This is a genomic window from Streptomyces sp. NPDC018026 (assembly GCF_044327745.1).
In the GTDB taxonomy this organism is placed as follows: Bacteria; Actinomycetota; Actinomycetes; order Streptomycetales; family Streptomycetaceae; genus Streptomyces; species Streptomyces rubrogriseus.
This window is the reverse complement of the sequence record NZ_JBIRFY010000002.1, coordinates 760,642-775,812: the sequence shown is the minus strand read 5'-3', so window position 1 is coordinate 775,812 and position 15,171 is coordinate 760,642. Positions and strand designations below refer to the sequence as shown.

Annotated in this window: 14 protein-coding genes; 5 read left to right on the top strand and 9 right to left on the bottom strand. The window is 69.8% G+C overall.

Annotated elements, in window-relative coordinates:
• Positions 1 to 19: 19 nt before the first annotated feature.
• The 6 genes from ACH4D3_RS09065 to ACH4D3_RS09040 all read right to left on the bottom strand — a co-directional run bounded on the left by ACH4D3_RS09065 (position 20) and on the right by ACH4D3_RS09040 (position 4,585).
• On the bottom strand, positions 20 to 757 hold the full coding sequence (locus ACH4D3_RS09065) for a Tellurium resistance (RefSeq protein ID WP_398318354.1): 738 nt from the start codon (positions 755 to 757) through the stop codon (positions 20 to 22).
• 151 nt (positions 758 to 908) lie between these two features.
• Positions 909 to 2,051, bottom strand: coding sequence for a DUF475 domain-containing protein (locus ACH4D3_RS09060; RefSeq protein ID WP_398318351.1), 1,143 nt, complete (start codon positions 2,049 to 2,051; stop codon positions 909 to 911).
• 49 nt (positions 2,052 to 2,100) lie between these two features.
• Positions 2,101 to 2,676, bottom strand: a complete 576-nt coding sequence (locus tag ACH4D3_RS09055) for a TerD family protein (RefSeq protein WP_398318348.1) — start codon at positions 2,674 to 2,676, stop codon at positions 2,101 to 2,103.
• A gap of 94 nt (positions 2,677 to 2,770) precedes the next feature.
• Positions 2,771 to 3,346 (bottom strand): calcium homeostasis/redox stress adaptation protein, encoded by a 576-nt coding sequence (locus tag ACH4D3_RS09050; RefSeq protein ID WP_003976436.1) that lies wholly within the window; start codon positions 3,344 to 3,346, stop codon positions 2,771 to 2,773.
• Between the two features lie 181 nt (positions 3,347 to 3,527).
• A complete protein-coding gene (locus ACH4D3_RS09045; protein WP_115741894.1) occupies positions 3,528 to 3,986 on the bottom strand; it encodes a peroxiredoxin in 459 nt (152 codons plus the stop codon).
• Positions 3,987 to 4,147: 161 nt separating this feature from the next.
• The gene (locus ACH4D3_RS09040) at positions 4,148 to 4,585 is read right to left on the bottom strand and encodes a DUF3052 domain-containing protein (protein WP_007449195.1); all 438 of its coding nucleotides are present in this window, start codon (positions 4,583 to 4,585) and stop codon (positions 4,148 to 4,150) included.
• A gap of 387 nt (positions 4,586 to 4,972) precedes the next feature.
• On the opposite strand from ACH4D3_RS09040, the gene aceE reads away from it, so the two are divergent.
• Positions 4,973 to 7,729, top strand: coding sequence for a pyruvate dehydrogenase (acetyl-transferring), homodimeric type (aceE, locus tag ACH4D3_RS09035; protein ID WP_398318343.1), 2,757 nt, complete (start codon positions 4,973 to 4,975; stop codon positions 7,727 to 7,729).
• Positions 7,730 to 8,306: 577 nt separating this feature from the next.
• Here aceE and ACH4D3_RS09030 read toward each other — a convergent pair.
• On the bottom strand, positions 8,307 to 9,917 hold the full coding sequence (locus ACH4D3_RS09030; RefSeq protein ID WP_398318340.1) for an MFS transporter: 1,611 nt from the start codon (positions 9,915 to 9,917) through the stop codon (positions 8,307 to 8,309).
• A gap of 114 nt (positions 9,918 to 10,031) precedes the next feature.
• Here ACH4D3_RS09030 and ACH4D3_RS09025 point away from each other — a divergent pair, with 114 nt between their 5' ends.
• The 3 genes from ACH4D3_RS09025 (at position 10,032) to ACH4D3_RS09015 (ending at position 12,953) form a co-directional block, all read left to right on the top strand.
• Entirely contained in the window at positions 10,032 to 10,715 is a 684-nt protein-coding gene (locus tag ACH4D3_RS09025) for a TetR family transcriptional regulator (protein WP_398318337.1), read from the top strand.
• Positions 10,716 to 10,769: 54 nt separating this feature from the next.
• The gene (locus tag ACH4D3_RS09020; protein WP_398318334.1) at positions 10,770 to 11,990 is read left to right on the top strand and encodes an alpha/beta hydrolase family protein; all 1,221 of its coding nucleotides are present in this window, start codon (positions 10,770 to 10,772) and stop codon (positions 11,988 to 11,990) included.
• A gap of 66 nt (positions 11,991 to 12,056) precedes the next feature.
• Entirely contained in the window at positions 12,057 to 12,953 is an 897-nt protein-coding gene (locus tag ACH4D3_RS09015) for a DUF4429 domain-containing protein (RefSeq protein WP_398318331.1), read from the top strand.
• 112 nt (positions 12,954 to 13,065) lie between these two features.
• On the opposite strand, the gene ACH4D3_RS09010 is transcribed toward ACH4D3_RS09015, so the two are convergent.
• A complete protein-coding gene (locus tag ACH4D3_RS09010) occupies positions 13,066 to 14,082 on the bottom strand; it encodes an aldo/keto reductase (protein WP_398318328.1) in 1,017 nt (338 codons plus the stop codon).
• Positions 14,079 to 14,600, bottom strand: coding sequence for a MerR family transcriptional regulator (locus ACH4D3_RS09005; RefSeq protein ID WP_398318325.1), 522 nt, complete (start codon positions 14,598 to 14,600; stop codon positions 14,079 to 14,081). Before ACH4D3_RS09005 ends, ACH4D3_RS09010 begins: the two co-directional genes overlap by 4 nt.
• A gap of 88 nt (positions 14,601 to 14,688) precedes the next feature.
• Here ACH4D3_RS09005 and ACH4D3_RS09000 point away from each other — a divergent pair, with 88 nt between their 5' ends.
• Positions 14,689 to 15,171 carry a GNAT family N-acetyltransferase gene (locus ACH4D3_RS09000; protein WP_398318322.1) on the top strand — a complete coding sequence of 161 codons (483 nt, stop codon included), beginning with the start codon at positions 14,689 to 14,691 and terminating at the stop codon, positions 15,169 to 15,171.

Genomic DNA, 15,171 nt, shown 5'->3' with positions numbered 1-15,171 from the left:
GGCGGCCGGTGGCCGGGGCTCAGCGCTCCGCCTTGCTCTTGTGCCCCCGGCCCCATTGCAGGCCCCAGCCGTACAGCCGGTCCAGCTCGCCCTGGAAGCCGTAGACGAACTTCACCTCGCGGCGGACGAGGATCTCGTCCTTGACGTTCTCGATCATCACCACGGCACAGGACCGGGCCTGCGGATGCCGCTCGTCGAGGCCGATCTCGATGCGGGGCCCGTTGCTCGGGTAGAGCGTGACGACGGCGTGCGTCCGGTCGAAGGCCGGCGTCTGGTCGTAGATGTAGGCGAAGAGCAGCAGGCGCTTGATCTCGTCCTTGTGGTCGAGGTTGACGTAGAGCGTCTCGCCGGAGGCCGAGCCGAAGCGGTCGTCGCCGCTGAGCTTGACGTACGGCGGGGCGTTGACGTCGCCCAGGAAGCCGCCGAGCGGCTGGACCACCCCGCGGGTGCCGTCCTTGAGTTCGTAGAGGCAGCCGAGGTCGAGGTCGACGTTGACCATGCTCTGGCTGTGGCCGACGACCTCGGGGGGCTTGAGCGCCTTGAAGGGGTGCCGCAGCAGGCTCTCCCGCTGGACGCCCGAGATGTCGGAGGTCCGCATCCGCCAGGAGAGGTTGATGCGGAGATTGCCGGTCGCCGCGCCCTGCTTGGTCAGGGAGACCTGACTGTGCCGTTTGGTCAGCTGTATGGAGTTGGTCGCCGCGCTGCCCGAGTCGAACTCGGACTCGCGGCCGCGCCACAGCCCGTCCAGGAAGCCCATTCCCGCCCCACCTTCGCGTCACCGCCGACGGGGCGGCCCCGAGGAGTCGTCCTCGTCGGCCGCCCCGCTCAGAGCGTTCCTCGTCCGGGCCGGGTTCACACCAGGGGTGCGGGCGCACCGGGGGCGCGCCCCGGCCCGGGGATCAAGGGTTTCACACCCCGGAGGAGACCTCGGCCTTCTCCTGGTCGCCGTCTCCCCCGGCCGCCGCCAGTGCGCGGTTGCGGCGCACCGAGGAGAAGAAGGACCAGCCGATCAGGGCGACGCCGACGAGGCCCGTGATGATCTCGTGGATCTCGTACTGGATGGTGACCAGCAGGATGATGGCGAGGGCGCCGATGGCGTAGTGGGCGCCGTGCTCCAGGTAGACGTAGTCGTCGAGGGTGCCCTGGCGGACCAGGTAGACCGTGAGCGACCGGACGTACATGGCGCCGATGCCCAGGCCGAGGGCCATCAGGACGATGTCGTTGGTGATGGCGAAGGCACCGATCACACCGTCGAAGGAGAAGGACGCGTCCAGGACCTCCAGGTAGAGGAACATGAAGAACGCGGCCTTGCCCGCCAGTTTGACGGCCGACTTGGGCTTGCCGGTGCGCGCGGCTTCCTCTTCCTCCTCGTGCTCCCGTTCCTCCTCCTCTTCGAGTTTGTCCTCGAAGTAGCCGGAGAGACCGCCGACGATCATGTAGGTGATCAGACCCGCGATGCCCGCCAGCAGGACCGTCTCCGCCTTGTCGGCATGGGCGCCGCCGTGCTGGTGGGCGTGGGCGCCGAAGGTGATCGCGGAGACCAGCAGCACGATCAGGGCGATGCAGACCGACAGCATGTCGACCTTGCCGAGCTTGGCCAGCGGACGCTCCAGCCAGGCCAGCCACTTGATCTCCCGGTCCTCGAAGATGAAGTCGAGGAAGATCATCAGAAGGAACATGCCACCGAAGGCGGCGATCGACGGATGGGCGTCCGTCACCAGCTCCTGATAGCGGTCCTTGTCCGTGAGCGCGAGGTCGACTGCCTCGATCGGTCCGAGCTGGGCGCTGATCGCCACGATCACGACCGGGAAGACCAGGCGCATGCCGAACACGGCGATGAGGATGCCGATGGTGAGGAAGATCTTCTGCCAGAAGGCATTCATCTTCTTCAGGATCCCGGCGTTGACCACCGCGTTGTCGAAGGACAGCGAGATCTCCATGATGGAGAGGATCGCGACGATGCCGAAGGCGGTCCACCCCCCGTAGAAGACCGCCGCGACCAGGCCGAGCGCGGTGACCGCGAACGACCAGCCGAAGGTTTTCAGAAGCACTGGCTACCCAATCGTGTGTGTACGGGGCTCCCCCGCGCCGTACTCGGCTTTACGAAACGTTGACTCCGAAGTCTAGAGCGATGCCGCGCAGCCCCGACGCGTACCCCTGCCCCACCGCACGGAACTTCCACTCGCCCTGGTAGCGGTAGAGCTCGCCGAAGATCATCGCGGTCTCCGTGGAGGCGTCCTCACTGAGGTCGTAGCGGGCCAGCTCCTGGCCGTCGGCCTGGTTGACGACCCGGATGAAGGCGTTGCTGACCTGGCCGAAGGTCTGGCCGCGCTCGTCGGCCATGTGGATCGAGACCGGGAAGACGATCTTGTCGCAGTGGGCCGGCACCTGGGAGAGGTCGACCAGCAGCGACTCGTCGTCGCCGTCGCCCTCGCCGGTGAGGTTGTCGCCGGTGTGCTCGATCGAGCCGTCCGGGCTCTTGAGCTGGTTGTAGAAGACGAACCACTCGTCGCCGAGCACCCGGCCGCTGCTGCACACGAGTGCGCTGGCGTCGAGGTCGAAGGGTGCTCCGGTGGTGGAACGCGCGTCCCAGCCGAGCCCGACCAGTACCTGCGTGAGGTCCGGTGCGGCCTTGGACAGGGAGACGTTGCCGCCCTTGGCAAGCGTGACGCCCATGGTGATGGTCCCTCCCCGGGTGATGGTTCCTGGTTTCCTGCGCGTCCGGCGCCGCACGTAAACCGTGCGGCGCCGGACGTGTCGAGACGGTGACTCAGACGTTCACGCCGAAGTCCTGGGCGATGCCGCGCAGGCCGGAGGCGTAGCCCTGGCCGATGGCGCGGAACTTCCACTCCGCACCGTGGCGGTAGAGCTCGCCGAAGACCATGGCGGTCTCCGTGGAGGCGTCCTCGCTCAGGTCGTAGCGGGCGATCTCGGCCTCGCCGGCCTGGTTGACGACGCGGATGAACGCGTTGCGCACCTGGCCGAAGGACTGCTGGCGGTTCTCGGCGTCGTAGATCGAGACCGGGAAGACGATCTTCTCGATGTCGGCGGGGACCGTGGCGAGGTTGATCTTGATCTGCTCGTCGTCGCCCTCGCCCTCACCGGTGATGTTGTCGCCGGTGTGCTCGACCGATCCGTCCGGGCTCTTCAGGTTGTTGAAGAAGATGAAGTGCGCGTCGCTGGCGACCTTGCCGCCGCTGTTCAGCAGCAGCGCGCTGGCGTCGAGGTCGAAGTCGGTGCCGGTCGTGGTGCGGATGTCCCACCCCAGACCGACGATGACCGCGGTCAGGCCGGGGGCCTCCTTGGTCAGCGAAACGTTGCCGCCCTTGCTGAGGCTGACTCCCACGAGTCCTCCATTGGTGTCCAGGGGCGGGGTGCCCCGTAGTGCGTGGATATCGGATCAACGAGTTGATCCTAGTGACGGGTTCCCGCGCCCCGCAGTCCCCGGAGCCGACCAATCACGTGGTGTCGGCACCCGGCGGCGCCGCGCGGGGTCGCCACGCGGTGCCGGCCGGCGGGGGCGCCGGTCACAGGGCGTCGAGCGCCTTCACGTACTCGGCCAGGTCACGGGCGTCCGGCAGACCGTTGACCACGGTCCAGCGCACGACGCCCTCCTGGTCGATCACGAAGGTGCCGCGCACGGCGCAACCCTTGTCCTCGTCGAAGACGCCGTAGGCGCGCGAGACGTTGCCGTGCGGCCAGAAGTCGGACAGCAGCGGGTACTCCAGACCCTCCTGCTCGGCGAAGACGCGCAGGGTGTGGATGGAGTCGTTGGAGACGGCGAGCACCTCGGTGTCCCGGTCGGAGAACTGCGGCAGGTTGTCGCGCACCTCGCACAGCTCGCCGGTGCACACACCGGTGAAGGCGAAGGGGTAGAAGAGCAGCACGACGTTCTTCCGGCCGCGGAACTCGGACAGCCGGACGGCCCTGCCGTGGTTGTCCTTGAGTTCGAAGTCGGGGGCCTTGTCGCCGACCTGGATCGCCATGTCCCGTTCGTCCCTTCCGTAGGAAGATCTCCGCGGGAAGATCTCCGTGGGTGATTCGCTGGAAACACCCTACGCAGGGACGGTCGCGGACCCGCGGACGGGCCGACAGCCGTCGGCCGTCGACCCGCCCGGAGTCCGGAATGTCACGGAGCCCGCTCGGGCTACCGCTTGGACTTGGCGGCCTTGGGCGTCGCCAGCCGGCTGCCGCTCCAGTCCTTGCCGACGCTGACGCTCTTGGACGCCGTCAGTCCGGCGGTCGTCGAGGCTTCCGAGATGTCACTGGCCTCGACGTACCCGTCACGGCCGGTCTTCGGCGTGAGAAGGAGGATCGACCCGCCTTCTTCGATGTACGTGGTGGCATCCACCAGCGCATCCGTCAGGTCGCCGTCGTCGTCACGGAACCACAGCACGACGGCATCGGCCACGTCCTCGTAGTCCTCGTCCACCAGCTCGCCCTCGACGGCGCCCTCAATGGCCTCGCGGAGCTCCTGGTCGACGTCGTCGTCGTAGCCGATCTCCTGGACCACCTGCCCGGGCTGGAAACCCAGCCTGGCGGCAGGGTTCGTCCGCTCCTCCGCGTGGTCCGCGGTCGCGCTCACGGGTTGCCTCCTGATCATGTTTCGGTAGATGTCTTCAGCCACGCGCGTGCGCGAGGCTTGGCCGTAGTCCACACGGGCGGGACGGATCGCGCAAGTACCCGGCGTCTGGGACCGCCGAAACGGTGACGATCCCGGCTGTGTCGCCGCAACTCCAACCATGCCGTCCAGCCCGAAGGTGACGTACACCACACCTATCTGCCCCGTTTGCGTATTTGGGAACCATGTGTGGGTACGAGACTCGAATGAACGTGCCCCCGATCCTCACGGGAGAACCGGTTACCCCACGGTACAGATGACGATCGCCCCCGCGAGGTACACGATGGGGAACCAGCGGGGGAATCGGCACAGAAACCCGGAAAAACGGCCCTCTGACAGCGAAGGAACAGCGTGGCTTCCGCATCCGATCGCAGTGATCGCAGTCCGATCATCATTGGCGGCCTTCCCAGTCAGGTTCCTGACTTCGACCCCGAGGAAACCCAGGAGTGGCTCGACTCGCTCGACGCCGCCGTCGACGAGCGCGGCCGGGAACGGGCCCGCTACCTGATGCTGCGGCTGATCGAGCGGGCCCGCGAGAAGCGCGTGGCCGTGCCCGAGATGCGCAGCACGGACTACGTCAACACCATCCCGACCAAGAGCGAGCCGTTCTTCCCCGGCAACGAGGAGATCGAGCGCAAGATCCTCAACGCCACCCGCTGGAACGCGGCGGTGATGGTCTCGCGCGCGCAGCGGCCCGGGATCGGCGTCGGCGGCCACATCGCGACCTTCGCCTCCTCCGCCTCCCTGTACGACGTGGGCTTCAACCACTTCTTCCGGGGCAAGGACGAGGGCGACGGCGGCGACCAGGTCTTTTTCCAGGGGCACGCCTCGCCGGGCATCTACGCGCGCGCGTACCTGCTGGACCGGCTCAGCGAAGAGCACCTGGACGGCTTCCGGCAGGAGAAGTCCAAGGCGCCGCACGCGCTGTCCTCGTACCCGCACCCGCGGTCGATGCCGGACTTCTGGGAGTTCCCGACGGTCTCCATGGGCCTCGGTCCGATCAGCGCGATCTTCCAGGCGCGGATGAACCGCTACATGCACGCGCGCGAGATCGCGGACACCTCCAAGTCGCACGTGTGGGCCTTCCTCGGCGACGGCGAGATGGACGAGCCGGAGTCGCTGGGCCAGCTGTCCATCGCCGCCCGGGAGGGCCTGGACAACCTGACCTTCGTGGTCAACTGCAACCTCCAGCGCCTCGACGGCCCGGTACGCGGCAACGGCAAGATCATCCAGGAGCTGGAGTCGGTCTTCCGGGGCGCCGGCTGGAACGTGATCAAGCTGGTCTGGGACCGCACCTGGGACCCGCTGCTGGCCCAGGACCGCGACGGCGTGCTGGTCAACCGCATGAACACGACGCCGGACGGCCAGTTCCAGACGTACGCCACCGAGTCCGGCGCCTACATCCGCGACCACTTCTTCGGCGACGACCACCGGCTGCGCGCGATGGTCGAGAACATGACCGACGACCAGATCCTGCACCTGGGCCGCGGCGGTCACGACCACCGGAAGATCTACGCGGCGTACAAGGCGGCGCTGGAGCACAAGGGCCAGCCGACGGTCATCCTGGCCAAGACGATCAAGGGCTGGACGCTGGGCCCGAACTTCGAGGGCCGCAACGCCACGCACCAGATGAAGAAGCTGACGGTCGACGACCTCAAGCGCTTCCGCGACCGGCTGCACCTGCCGATCTCCGACAAGGAGCTGGAGTCCGGCCCGCCGCCGTACTACCACCCCGGCCGGGAGACCGAGGAGATGCAGTACATGCACGACCGGCGCCTGGGCTGCGGCGGGTACGTGCCGACCCGGGTCGTGCGGTCCAAGCCGCTCGCGCTGCCCGACGACAAGACGTACGCGACCGTGAAGAAGGGGTCCGGTCAGCAGTCCATCGCCACGACGATGGCCTTCGTGCGACTGCTGAAGGACCTCATGCGGGACAAGGAGATCGGCAGGCGGTTCGTGCTGATCGCGCCGGACGAGTACCGCACGTTCGGCATGGACTCGTTCTTCCCGAGCGCGAAGATCTACAACCCGCTCGGGCAGCAGTACGAGTCCGTGGACCGCGAACTGCTGCTCGCCTACAAGGAGGCGCCGAACGGGCAGATGCTGCACGACGGCATCTCCGAGGCGGGCTGCACGGCCTCGGCGATCGCGGCCGGATCGGCGTACGCCACGCACGGCGAACCGCTCATCCCGGTCTACGTCTTCTACTCGATGTTCGGTTTCCAGCGCACCGGTGACCAGTTCTGGCAGATGGGTGACCAGTTGGCGCGCGGTTTCGTACTGGGCGCGACCGCGGGCCGTACGACGCTGACCGGTGAGGGCCTCCAGCACGCGGACGGACACTCGCAGCTGCTCGCCTCGACCAACCCGGCATGCGTGGCGTACGACCCCGCCTTCGGGTTCGAGATCGCGCACATCGTCAAGGACGGGCTGCGCCGGATGTACGGCGGCGACGAGCAGCACCCGCACGGCGAGGACGTCTTCTACTACCTCACCGTCTACAACGAGCCCATCCGGCACCCGGCCGAGCCGGGGAACGTGGACGTCGAGGGCATCCTCAAGGGCGTCCACCGCTTCAGCGAGGGCACCGGCGGCTCGATCCCGGCGCAGATCATGGCGTCCGGGGTCGCGGTGCCGTGGGCCGTGGAGGCGCAGCGGATCCTCGCCGAGGAGTGGAACGTGCGCGCCGACGTCTGGTCGGCGACCTCCTGGAACGAGCTGCGGCGCGAGGCCGTGGCCTGCGAGGAGCACAACCTGCTGCATCCGGAGGAGGAGCAGCAGGTGCCCTGGGTCACGCGGAAGCTGGCGGGGGCTCAGGGGCCGTTCGTGGCGGTGTCCGACTGGATGCGGTCGGTGCCGGACCAGATCGCGCGGTGGGTGCCGGGGACGTATCAGTCGCTGGGCGCGGACGGGTTCGGCTTCGCGGACACCCGGGGGGCGGCGCGGCGGTTCTTCCACATCGACGCGGAGTCGATCGTGGTGGGCGTGCTGAGCGAGCTGGCCCGGGAGGGGAAGGTCGACCGGTCGGTGCTGAAGCAGGCGATCGACCGGTACCGGCTGCTCGACGTGCCCGCGGCCGACCCGGGGGTGGCCGGCGGGGACGCGTAGGACGTACCCCCGTACGCCCGTACCCCCGTACCCCCATACGCCCGTGCCCGCATAAGGCCGTACGCCGCACCGCACCCCGTACCCGGCCGGGGTGGCACATGACTCACCCCCGTCCGAAACGGGCGGGGGTGGGAACATCCGGGCGAAGGGTGACGCCGGGGCCGGGCACGATCCCCGGCGCCAAGAGGCCGGTGACCGCAGAGGCCGGTGACCGCGGAGGCCGGTGTCCGCGCGGACGGCTCCGGCGACGGCGGGCGTCGCGCGATCCTGCCCGGTCCATGACCACGTCCGGCCACGTGAGCGGGGGCACCCGCGCGATCCCTGTCCGAGGCTCGCCGTCAACGCCCTGAACTCCTTGTGGAGTTCGAGTACCCCCGTGCGGAATGTCATGCCTGCTTCGAATGTGCTGCCCGCGCGCCGCCCCCCTCCGGCAGCGCGCCGCAGCCGCACGCCCTCCGTGCCCTGCGGAGGACGTGACCCACTGTGACCTGCGCGGTCCGGTGGAGGGGCGGGTTCGCGGCCCTGTCACCCTGATGGACGAAACGGGCGACGGGGCCGGCGAGCTCCGCGGGCCGGATCAGATGTGGCCCACGCCCGCGCCCGCCTCCGTGTTCTCGCCGCGCTTGGTCAGGAAGGCGACGAACACCGCCACGACCGCGACCCCGGCGGCGACCAGCGAGGCCAGGCTCATGCCGGAGATGAAGGTGTCGTGGGCGACGTCCGCGATCTTCCCGGCGACCTCGGCGGGGGTGCCCGGCGCCACCGGCGGGACACCGACCCGGACCGCCTCGGAGGCCTGGTCCGCCTGCTCCGGCGTCAGCTCGGGCAGTCCGGCGTCCGTCCAGTTGCCCGGGAGGTCGCTGTCGACCTTGGAGGCCATCACGGCGCCGAGCACGGCCGTGCCGAGGCTGCCGCCGATCTGCATCGCGGCCTGCTGGAGACCGCCGGCCACGCCCGAGAGCTCCATCGGCGCGTTGCCGACGATGACCTCGGTGGCGCCGACCATGACGGGCGCGAGGCCGAGACCGAGCAGAGCGAACCAGATCGACATCAGACCGCTGCCGGTGTCCGTCTCCAGCGTGGAGATGCCGAACATGGCGACCGCGGTGCACACCATGCCGCCGGCCAGCGGGATGCGCGGGCCGACCTTGGTGATCATGGCGCCGGCCAGCGGCGAGGCGACGATCATCATGCCGGTGAGGGGCAACAGGTGCAGACCGGCGTCGATCGGGCTCATGCCGTGGACGTTCTGCAGGTAGAAGGTGACGAAGAACAGGCCGCCCATGAAGGCGATGGCCATCAGCACCATCAGGACCACACCGGCCGACAGCGGCACCGAGCGGAACATCGCCAGCGGGATCAGCGGCTCCTTCACCTTGGTCTCCCACACGGAGAACAGGACGAAGCCCACCACAGAGCCGACGATGTACGTCCAGGTCTGGCCGGAGCCCCAGCCCCACTCGGGAGCCTTGATCAGCGCCCAGACGAGGGCGAACATCGAGGCCGACAGCAGCACGATGCCCAGGACGTCGAAGGAGCGCGGCGCGTTCTCGGCCCGGTGGTCCAGCAGGATCATGACGCCGAGCACGACGGCGACGATGCCCACCGGCACGTTGATGAAGAACACGGACTGCCAGCTGACGTGCTCGACCAGCACGCCGCCCAGGATCGGGCCGCCCGCGGTGGAGGCGCCGATGACCATGCCCCAGATGCCGATGGCCATGTTGAGCTTCTCGGCCGGGAAGGTGGCCCGCAGCAGGCCGAGCGCGGCCGGCATCAGCAGCGCGCCGAACAGGCCCTGGAAGACCCGGAAGACGATGACCGCGGCGATGCTGCCGGACAGTCCGATGGCGCCGGAGGAGGCCGCGAAGCCCGCCACGCCGATGAGGAAGGTCTGCCGGTGGCCGAAGCGGTCACCGAGCTTGCCCGCGGTGATCAGGGCGACCGCGAGCGCGAGGAAGTAGGCGTTGGTGATCCACTGGACGTCCGCGAGGCTGGCGTCCAGATCGTCCTGGATGGCCGGGTTGGCGATCGCCACGATGGTGCCGTCCAGGGCCACCATCATGACCCCGACCGCGACGGTGACGAGGGTGACCCACGGATGGCCCCGCCATCCCTTGGCGGGCGGTGAATCCGTCGGTGCTCCGTCACCCGGCCCCGGCTTGCCGAGCGTGGTCTGACTAGTCATACCGCTGAGGCTAATGACAGCCTCTGACAGTTGACAAACCAATTCACGAGTCAGTAACTGACAAGACACCCCCATATAGCCTGAACTGGGGAAACCGTACGAAGGAGAGAACTTTTGAAGGTGGCCGGCACGTCGGCGCCCCCGGAGACCGCACCGGCGGCCTCCCGTCCTGGCCTGCGCGAACTCAAGAAACAGCGCACCCGGGACCTGCTGCTGCGCTCCGCCCTCGAACTGTTCACCGAGCGCGGTTACGAGGCGACGACCGTCGACGACATCGCCGAGGCCGCCGACGTCTCGCAGCGCACCTTCTTCCGGTACTTCGCCTCCAAGGAGGACGCGGCGTTCTTCGTGGCACGGCTCGCGGAGTCGCACTTCGTCGAGGCCGTGCTCGCCCGCCCGCCCGAGGAGGCGCCCCTGGACGCGCTGCGCCTGGCGCTCGCGGAGAGCTGGAGCACCATCGGCGAGGCCGTCGAGCAGCTGGTACCGCTCGAGCTGCACATGCGCTTCTACCGGGTGATCGAGTCGACGCCCGCGCTGCTCGCCGCGCACCTGCGACGCGCGACGGAGCTGGAGGAGGAGATCGCCCGGGTCGTCGCCGTCCGCGAGGGCCTCGACGTGGACACCGACCCGCGGCCCCGGGTGGTCGTGGCCGTCTTCGGAGCGGTGATGCGGGTCACCGAGCGGATCTGGTCGGCGCGCGACGACGCGAGCCTGGCGGCCCTGCGGGACCTGACGGCCGATTACCTCGACCACGTGGCGCCCGCGCTCACCGGAAACTGGCGCCGCGCCGAAACGTGATCCGTGTCACTGGATTCACGCGAGACCGGCCCGTTCTCCTAGTGTGTCCTCCCAGTGACTTCCTTCGACACCTCCCCACAGCTGAACGTCTGGCGCGTACTGCTCGCCCTGGCCGTGGTGTTCGTGATGCTGGCGACCACCGGCTGGACCGCCCTGCGCGACCAGCGGGGCCCCACCGCCCTCGAAGCGTCCGTCAAGGCCTGGGAGCACGGCCGGATCGACGGACGGCGGCTGCCCGACGCGCAGGCGACGCCCGCGCGGCTGGCCCGCTTCTTCGCCTCGCTCACCTCATGGCAGCGCACCAGCCTGGCGCACCGGTATCCCCTGGCCGTCGGCAACATGAACGGCGCCCCCGTCCAACTGCGCTACCTCGCCAACCGCTCCGCGCTGGAGAAGGCGCGGTCGGTGGAGCGGGAGCGCACGCACGACAAGCGGCTGTCCCCGGCCGGGCAGCGCGAGGCCGGCCGAAGGATGCACAACTACGAGGCGCTGCTCGACCCCGGCCGGCACATCCTCGCCTTCGACCCGGCGGGCTCGGGCAGGGTCGCCGAGGTCTTCGGGAACCTGGACCGCGCCGAGCGCGTGTCCGTCGTCGTGCCCGGCGTGGACACCGAACTGCTCACTTTCCAGCGCACCGACCGCAAGAAGTACTCGGCGCCCGTCGGCATGGCGAAGTCGCTGTACGCGGCCGAGCGCGCGGCGAGCCCCGGCACCGGCACGGCCGTGATCGCCTGGGCCGACTACACCTCGCCCAGCGGCCTCGGCATGGAGGCGGCCACCGCGAACCGCGCCGCACACGGGGCCGTACGGCTGAACGCGCTGCTGCGCGCGCTGCCCGGCCACACCCCCGTCTCCCTCTTCTGCCACAGCTACGGCTCGGTGGTGTGCGGCCTCGCCGCCGACACGCTCCCCGCGCGGGTGACCGACATAGCGGTGGCCGGCAGTCCCGGCATGCGCGCCGAGAACGCCTCCCACCTGGACACCTCCGCCCGGGTGTGGGCGATGCGGGACGCCGACGACTGGATCCAGGACGTGCCGTACCTGGAGGTCGGCGGCCTCGGGCACGGCGCCGATCCGGTGTCCGCCGGTTTCGGGGCGCGGGTGCTGTCCGCGCGGGACGCCCAGGGCCACAGCGGCTACTTCGTGCCGGGCACGGACAGCCTGCGGAACTTCGCGGGGATCGGGGTTGGCGCATACCGCACGGTCGCCTGCGCCGACGAAGACGACACATGCCGGGCGGGTTTGTCCGTGGCTACGGCGGCCGGACGCGCGTAGAGGCGCAGAAACTCCGGTTTGCACGGGGAGGGGACGGGAAGGCTCGTGCCGCATACGATGAGCCGCATGGGTGACGTACTGGCCGGATTTCATGCCGCCTGGGAGTTCGAGTCCGACTCCGTGCTCATCCGCTACGAACGGGGGATTCGAACACCCAAGCTGTTCCAGGCCCTGGGGGAACGCCGGGTGCCCCTGGAGGCGATCGAAGGCGTGACGCTCACGCCCGGCAGGCGCGGCACCGTCGTACTGCGCGCCGAACCGCGCGCGGGCGCCGATCCCCTGATCGAGGCGGCGGCCGGACAGCTGAAGGAGGGCGGCGACCCCTACCGGCTGGTGCTGCCCGCCGAACGGGAGACGCTCGCGGAGTACTACGCCGACGAGCTGCGGGCGCTGCTGACCGAGTCCGGCAAGACCGAGCGCTACCTGGTGGCCCCGCCCGAGGCACCGCTGCACTTCAAGGCGTACGACGGGAAGGCGTCCTTCGACGGGAAGGCCGTGTCCTTCCGGTGGTCCTGGACGGGCGCGTCGTCGGCGAAGTGGAAGGCCGGCGACCAGAGCTTCCCGGTCGCCGACCTGGGCGGGGTGGAGTGGCGCTCCCCGGAGATGTTCGAGGGGTACCTGCGGCTGCTGCCGCGCGATGCCGACGCGTCGGCGGCCGGCGCGGCCGCCGGGCCCGCGGGGGCCGCGCCGGCCGTCCCGCAGGCCGACCAGGATCCGGCGGCGGTCGTGTTCGGGCTGGGGTACGGGCCGGTGCACGAGTCGCTGCCGTTCGCGGCGGCGGTGCTGGCGGCGGTGCGGGAGCGGGGCGCGAGCGCCCCGGTGCCGATTACCGTGCCGGCGCCCCGGCGGGACCCGGCCGACATCGCCGAGCGGATCCGGCATCTCGGGGAGCTGCATCAGCAGGGGCTGGTGACGGACGAGGAGTTCTCCTCGAAGAAGGCGGAGTTGCTGGCGGAGCTTTGACGCGTCTGCCGGGTGGGGTTTCGTTTTCGACTCCAGCCCGGTGGGGGGTTGCTCGCGCCCACGCGGCGGAGCCGCATATCGATACAGCCCCGCGCCCCTTCAGGGCGCCTCTCTACTCCCGTCCGGCGGAAGCGAACGTCATGTCCGCGTAGCGGTCCCCCGCGACCTTGTCCGCGATCGGGTCCAGCAGGGACAGCTCGGCCGCCGTCAGGACGAGCCGGGTCGCCGCCGTGTTCTCCTCCACCCGCGTCGGCTTCCGGGTGCCCGGGATCGGGATCACCGGCAGGCCGTGTACCTGTGCCCGCTGCTGGACCCAGGCCAGGGCGATCTGGCCGAGGGTGGCGTCGTGGGCCTCGGCGAGGGCGCGGACCGGGGTGAGGAGGGCCGCGTTGGCCGCCGCGTTGTCGCCGGTGAACCGGGGCTGCTGACGGCGGAAGTCACCTTCGGTGAGGTCCTGTTCGGCGTTGGCGAAGGAGCCGGTGAGGAAGCCCCGGCCGAGCGGGGAGTACGGGACGAGGGTCACGCCCAGTTCGCGGGCGGCCGGTACCACGCCCGCCTCGATGTCCCGGCTGAACAGCGACCACTCCGACTGCACCGCGGCGATGGGGTGCACCGTCTGTGCGGCCCGCAGCTCGTCCCCCGTCACCTCGCTCAGCCCGAGCTGCTTGACCTTGCCCTCGCGGACCAGGTCGGCCATGACGCCGACGGTCTCCTCGATGGGCACGTTCACGTCGCGCCGGTGCATGTAGTAGAGATCGATCACGTCGAGGTCCAGACGGCGCAGGCTCGCCTCGACGGCCTCGCGGATGTACGGCGCGTCGTTGCGGATGATCCTCCTGGTCGGCTCGTCCGGCGGGATGGACAGGGCGAACTTGGTCGCGACCACGACCTCGTCGCGGTGGGCCTTGAAGAACGGCGCGAGGAACCGCTCGTTCTCGCCGGCGCCGTACGCGTCCGCGGTGTCGTAGAGCGTCACGCCCAGTTCCAGCGCCCGCTCCAGGGTGGCGCGGGAGGCCTCGGCGTCCGAGGGGCCGTAGGCGAAGCTCATGCCCATGCAGCCGAGGCCCTGGGCGCCCACCTCCGGGCCGCCCGTGCCGAGCCGTGCCGTCGGGATCCTGTGGTCGGTCATCGGTCCCTCTCCCCTTCACGGGCACGTCCGGCGTCCCCGTAGAAACTGATCTTGCGGTCGAGTACGGCGACGGTGTCCTGGAGCTCGGCGATCCGCGTCAGCACGTCGCGCCGGGTGGACTCCAGCAGCTCCCGCCGGTCGAGGTAGGTGCTCTCGCCCTCGCGCACCATCTCGGCGTACCGCACCATGTCGGCGACCGGCATGCCGGTCATCCGCAGCTTGCCGACGAAGTCGAGCCAGTCCAGGTCGCGGTTGCTGTAGCGGCGCTGCCCGGTGTGCGAGCGGTCGATGTGGGACATCAGGCCGATCCGCTCGTACCAGCGCAGCGTGTGGGCCGTCAGGCCGGTGACGGCGACGACCTCGCTGATGGTGTAGCGGTCCTGCCCGTCGGGGCACGGGTGGCTCGGGGGCGGGGCGGAGCAGATGTCCGTTCCGGTGGAGTTGCCGTTGGCGTTGCCGGTGGAGTTGCTGGTGGCGTTCGGCACGAGGGTCCCGGCCGTGGTCTGCATCACCGTCATGACCGTAACGCTATGACCTTGGAGTGCACTCCAGGCAAGCGCGTACGCCGGGAAAATGGCGCGATGCCGGGCACGACCGCTGATTAGCATGCCCGCCATGACGACCCTGGTACGCCGTGCACGCCCCGAGGACGCGGAGGAAGTACTCCGGCTGCGTCAGGTGATGATCGACTCCCTGGCCCGGTCCAGCCCTTCCACCGAGTGGCACGCCGAGTCCCTGCCCGTGCTGCGCGGCAGGCTGGCCGAGCCGGACGGCGTCTTCGCCGCGTTCGTCGTGGACCGTCCGGAGCGCCCGGGGACGCTGGCGGCGCTGGTGGCCGGCACGGTGGACTACCGCATCGGCGGCGCGGGCAATCCGCACGGCACCGACGGTTACGTGTTCAGCGTCGCCACCGACCCGGACGCGCGCCGCCGCGGATACGCGCGCGCCTGCATGGAGGCGCTGCTGGAGTGGTTCCGCGAGCGGGGTGCCCGGCGGGTCCGCCTCACCGCGTCCGCACAGGCCGAGCCCCTGTACGCGTCGATGGGCTTCCGGCCCAAGCCGGACCCCTTGCTGGAGCTGACACTCTGA

Bases quoted from the DNA above. Each gene is read 5' to 3' on its own strand.
- ACH4D3_RS09065 (WP_398318354.1), bottom strand. From the start codon at position 757: ATGGGCTTCCTGGACGGGCTGTGGCGCGGCCGCGAGTCCGAGTTCGAC.
- ACH4D3_RS09045 (WP_115741894.1), bottom strand. From the start codon at position 3,986: ATGGCGATCCAGGTCGGCGACAAGGCCCCCGACTTCGAACTCAAGGAC.
- ACH4D3_RS09010 (WP_398318328.1), bottom strand. From the start codon at position 14,082: ATGACCGACCACAGGATCCCGACGGCACGGCTCGGCACGGGCGGCCCG.
- ACH4D3_RS09030 (WP_398318340.1), bottom strand. From the start codon at position 9,917: ATGACTAGTCAGACCACGCTCGGCAAGCCGGGGCCGGGTGACGGAGCA.
- ACH4D3_RS09000 (WP_398318322.1), top strand. From the start codon at position 14,689: ATGCCCGCCATGACGACCCTGGTACGCCGTGCACGCCCCGAGGACGCG.
- ACH4D3_RS09055 (WP_398318348.1), bottom strand. From the start codon at position 2,676: ATGGGCGTCACGCTTGCCAAGGGCGGCAACGTCTCCCTGTCCAAGGCC.
- ACH4D3_RS09015 (WP_398318331.1), top strand. From the start codon at position 12,057: ATGGGTGACGTACTGGCCGGATTTCATGCCGCCTGGGAGTTCGAGTCC.
- ACH4D3_RS09005 (WP_398318325.1), bottom strand. From the start codon at position 14,600: ATGACGGTGATGCAGACCACGGCCGGGACCCTCGTGCCGAACGCCACC.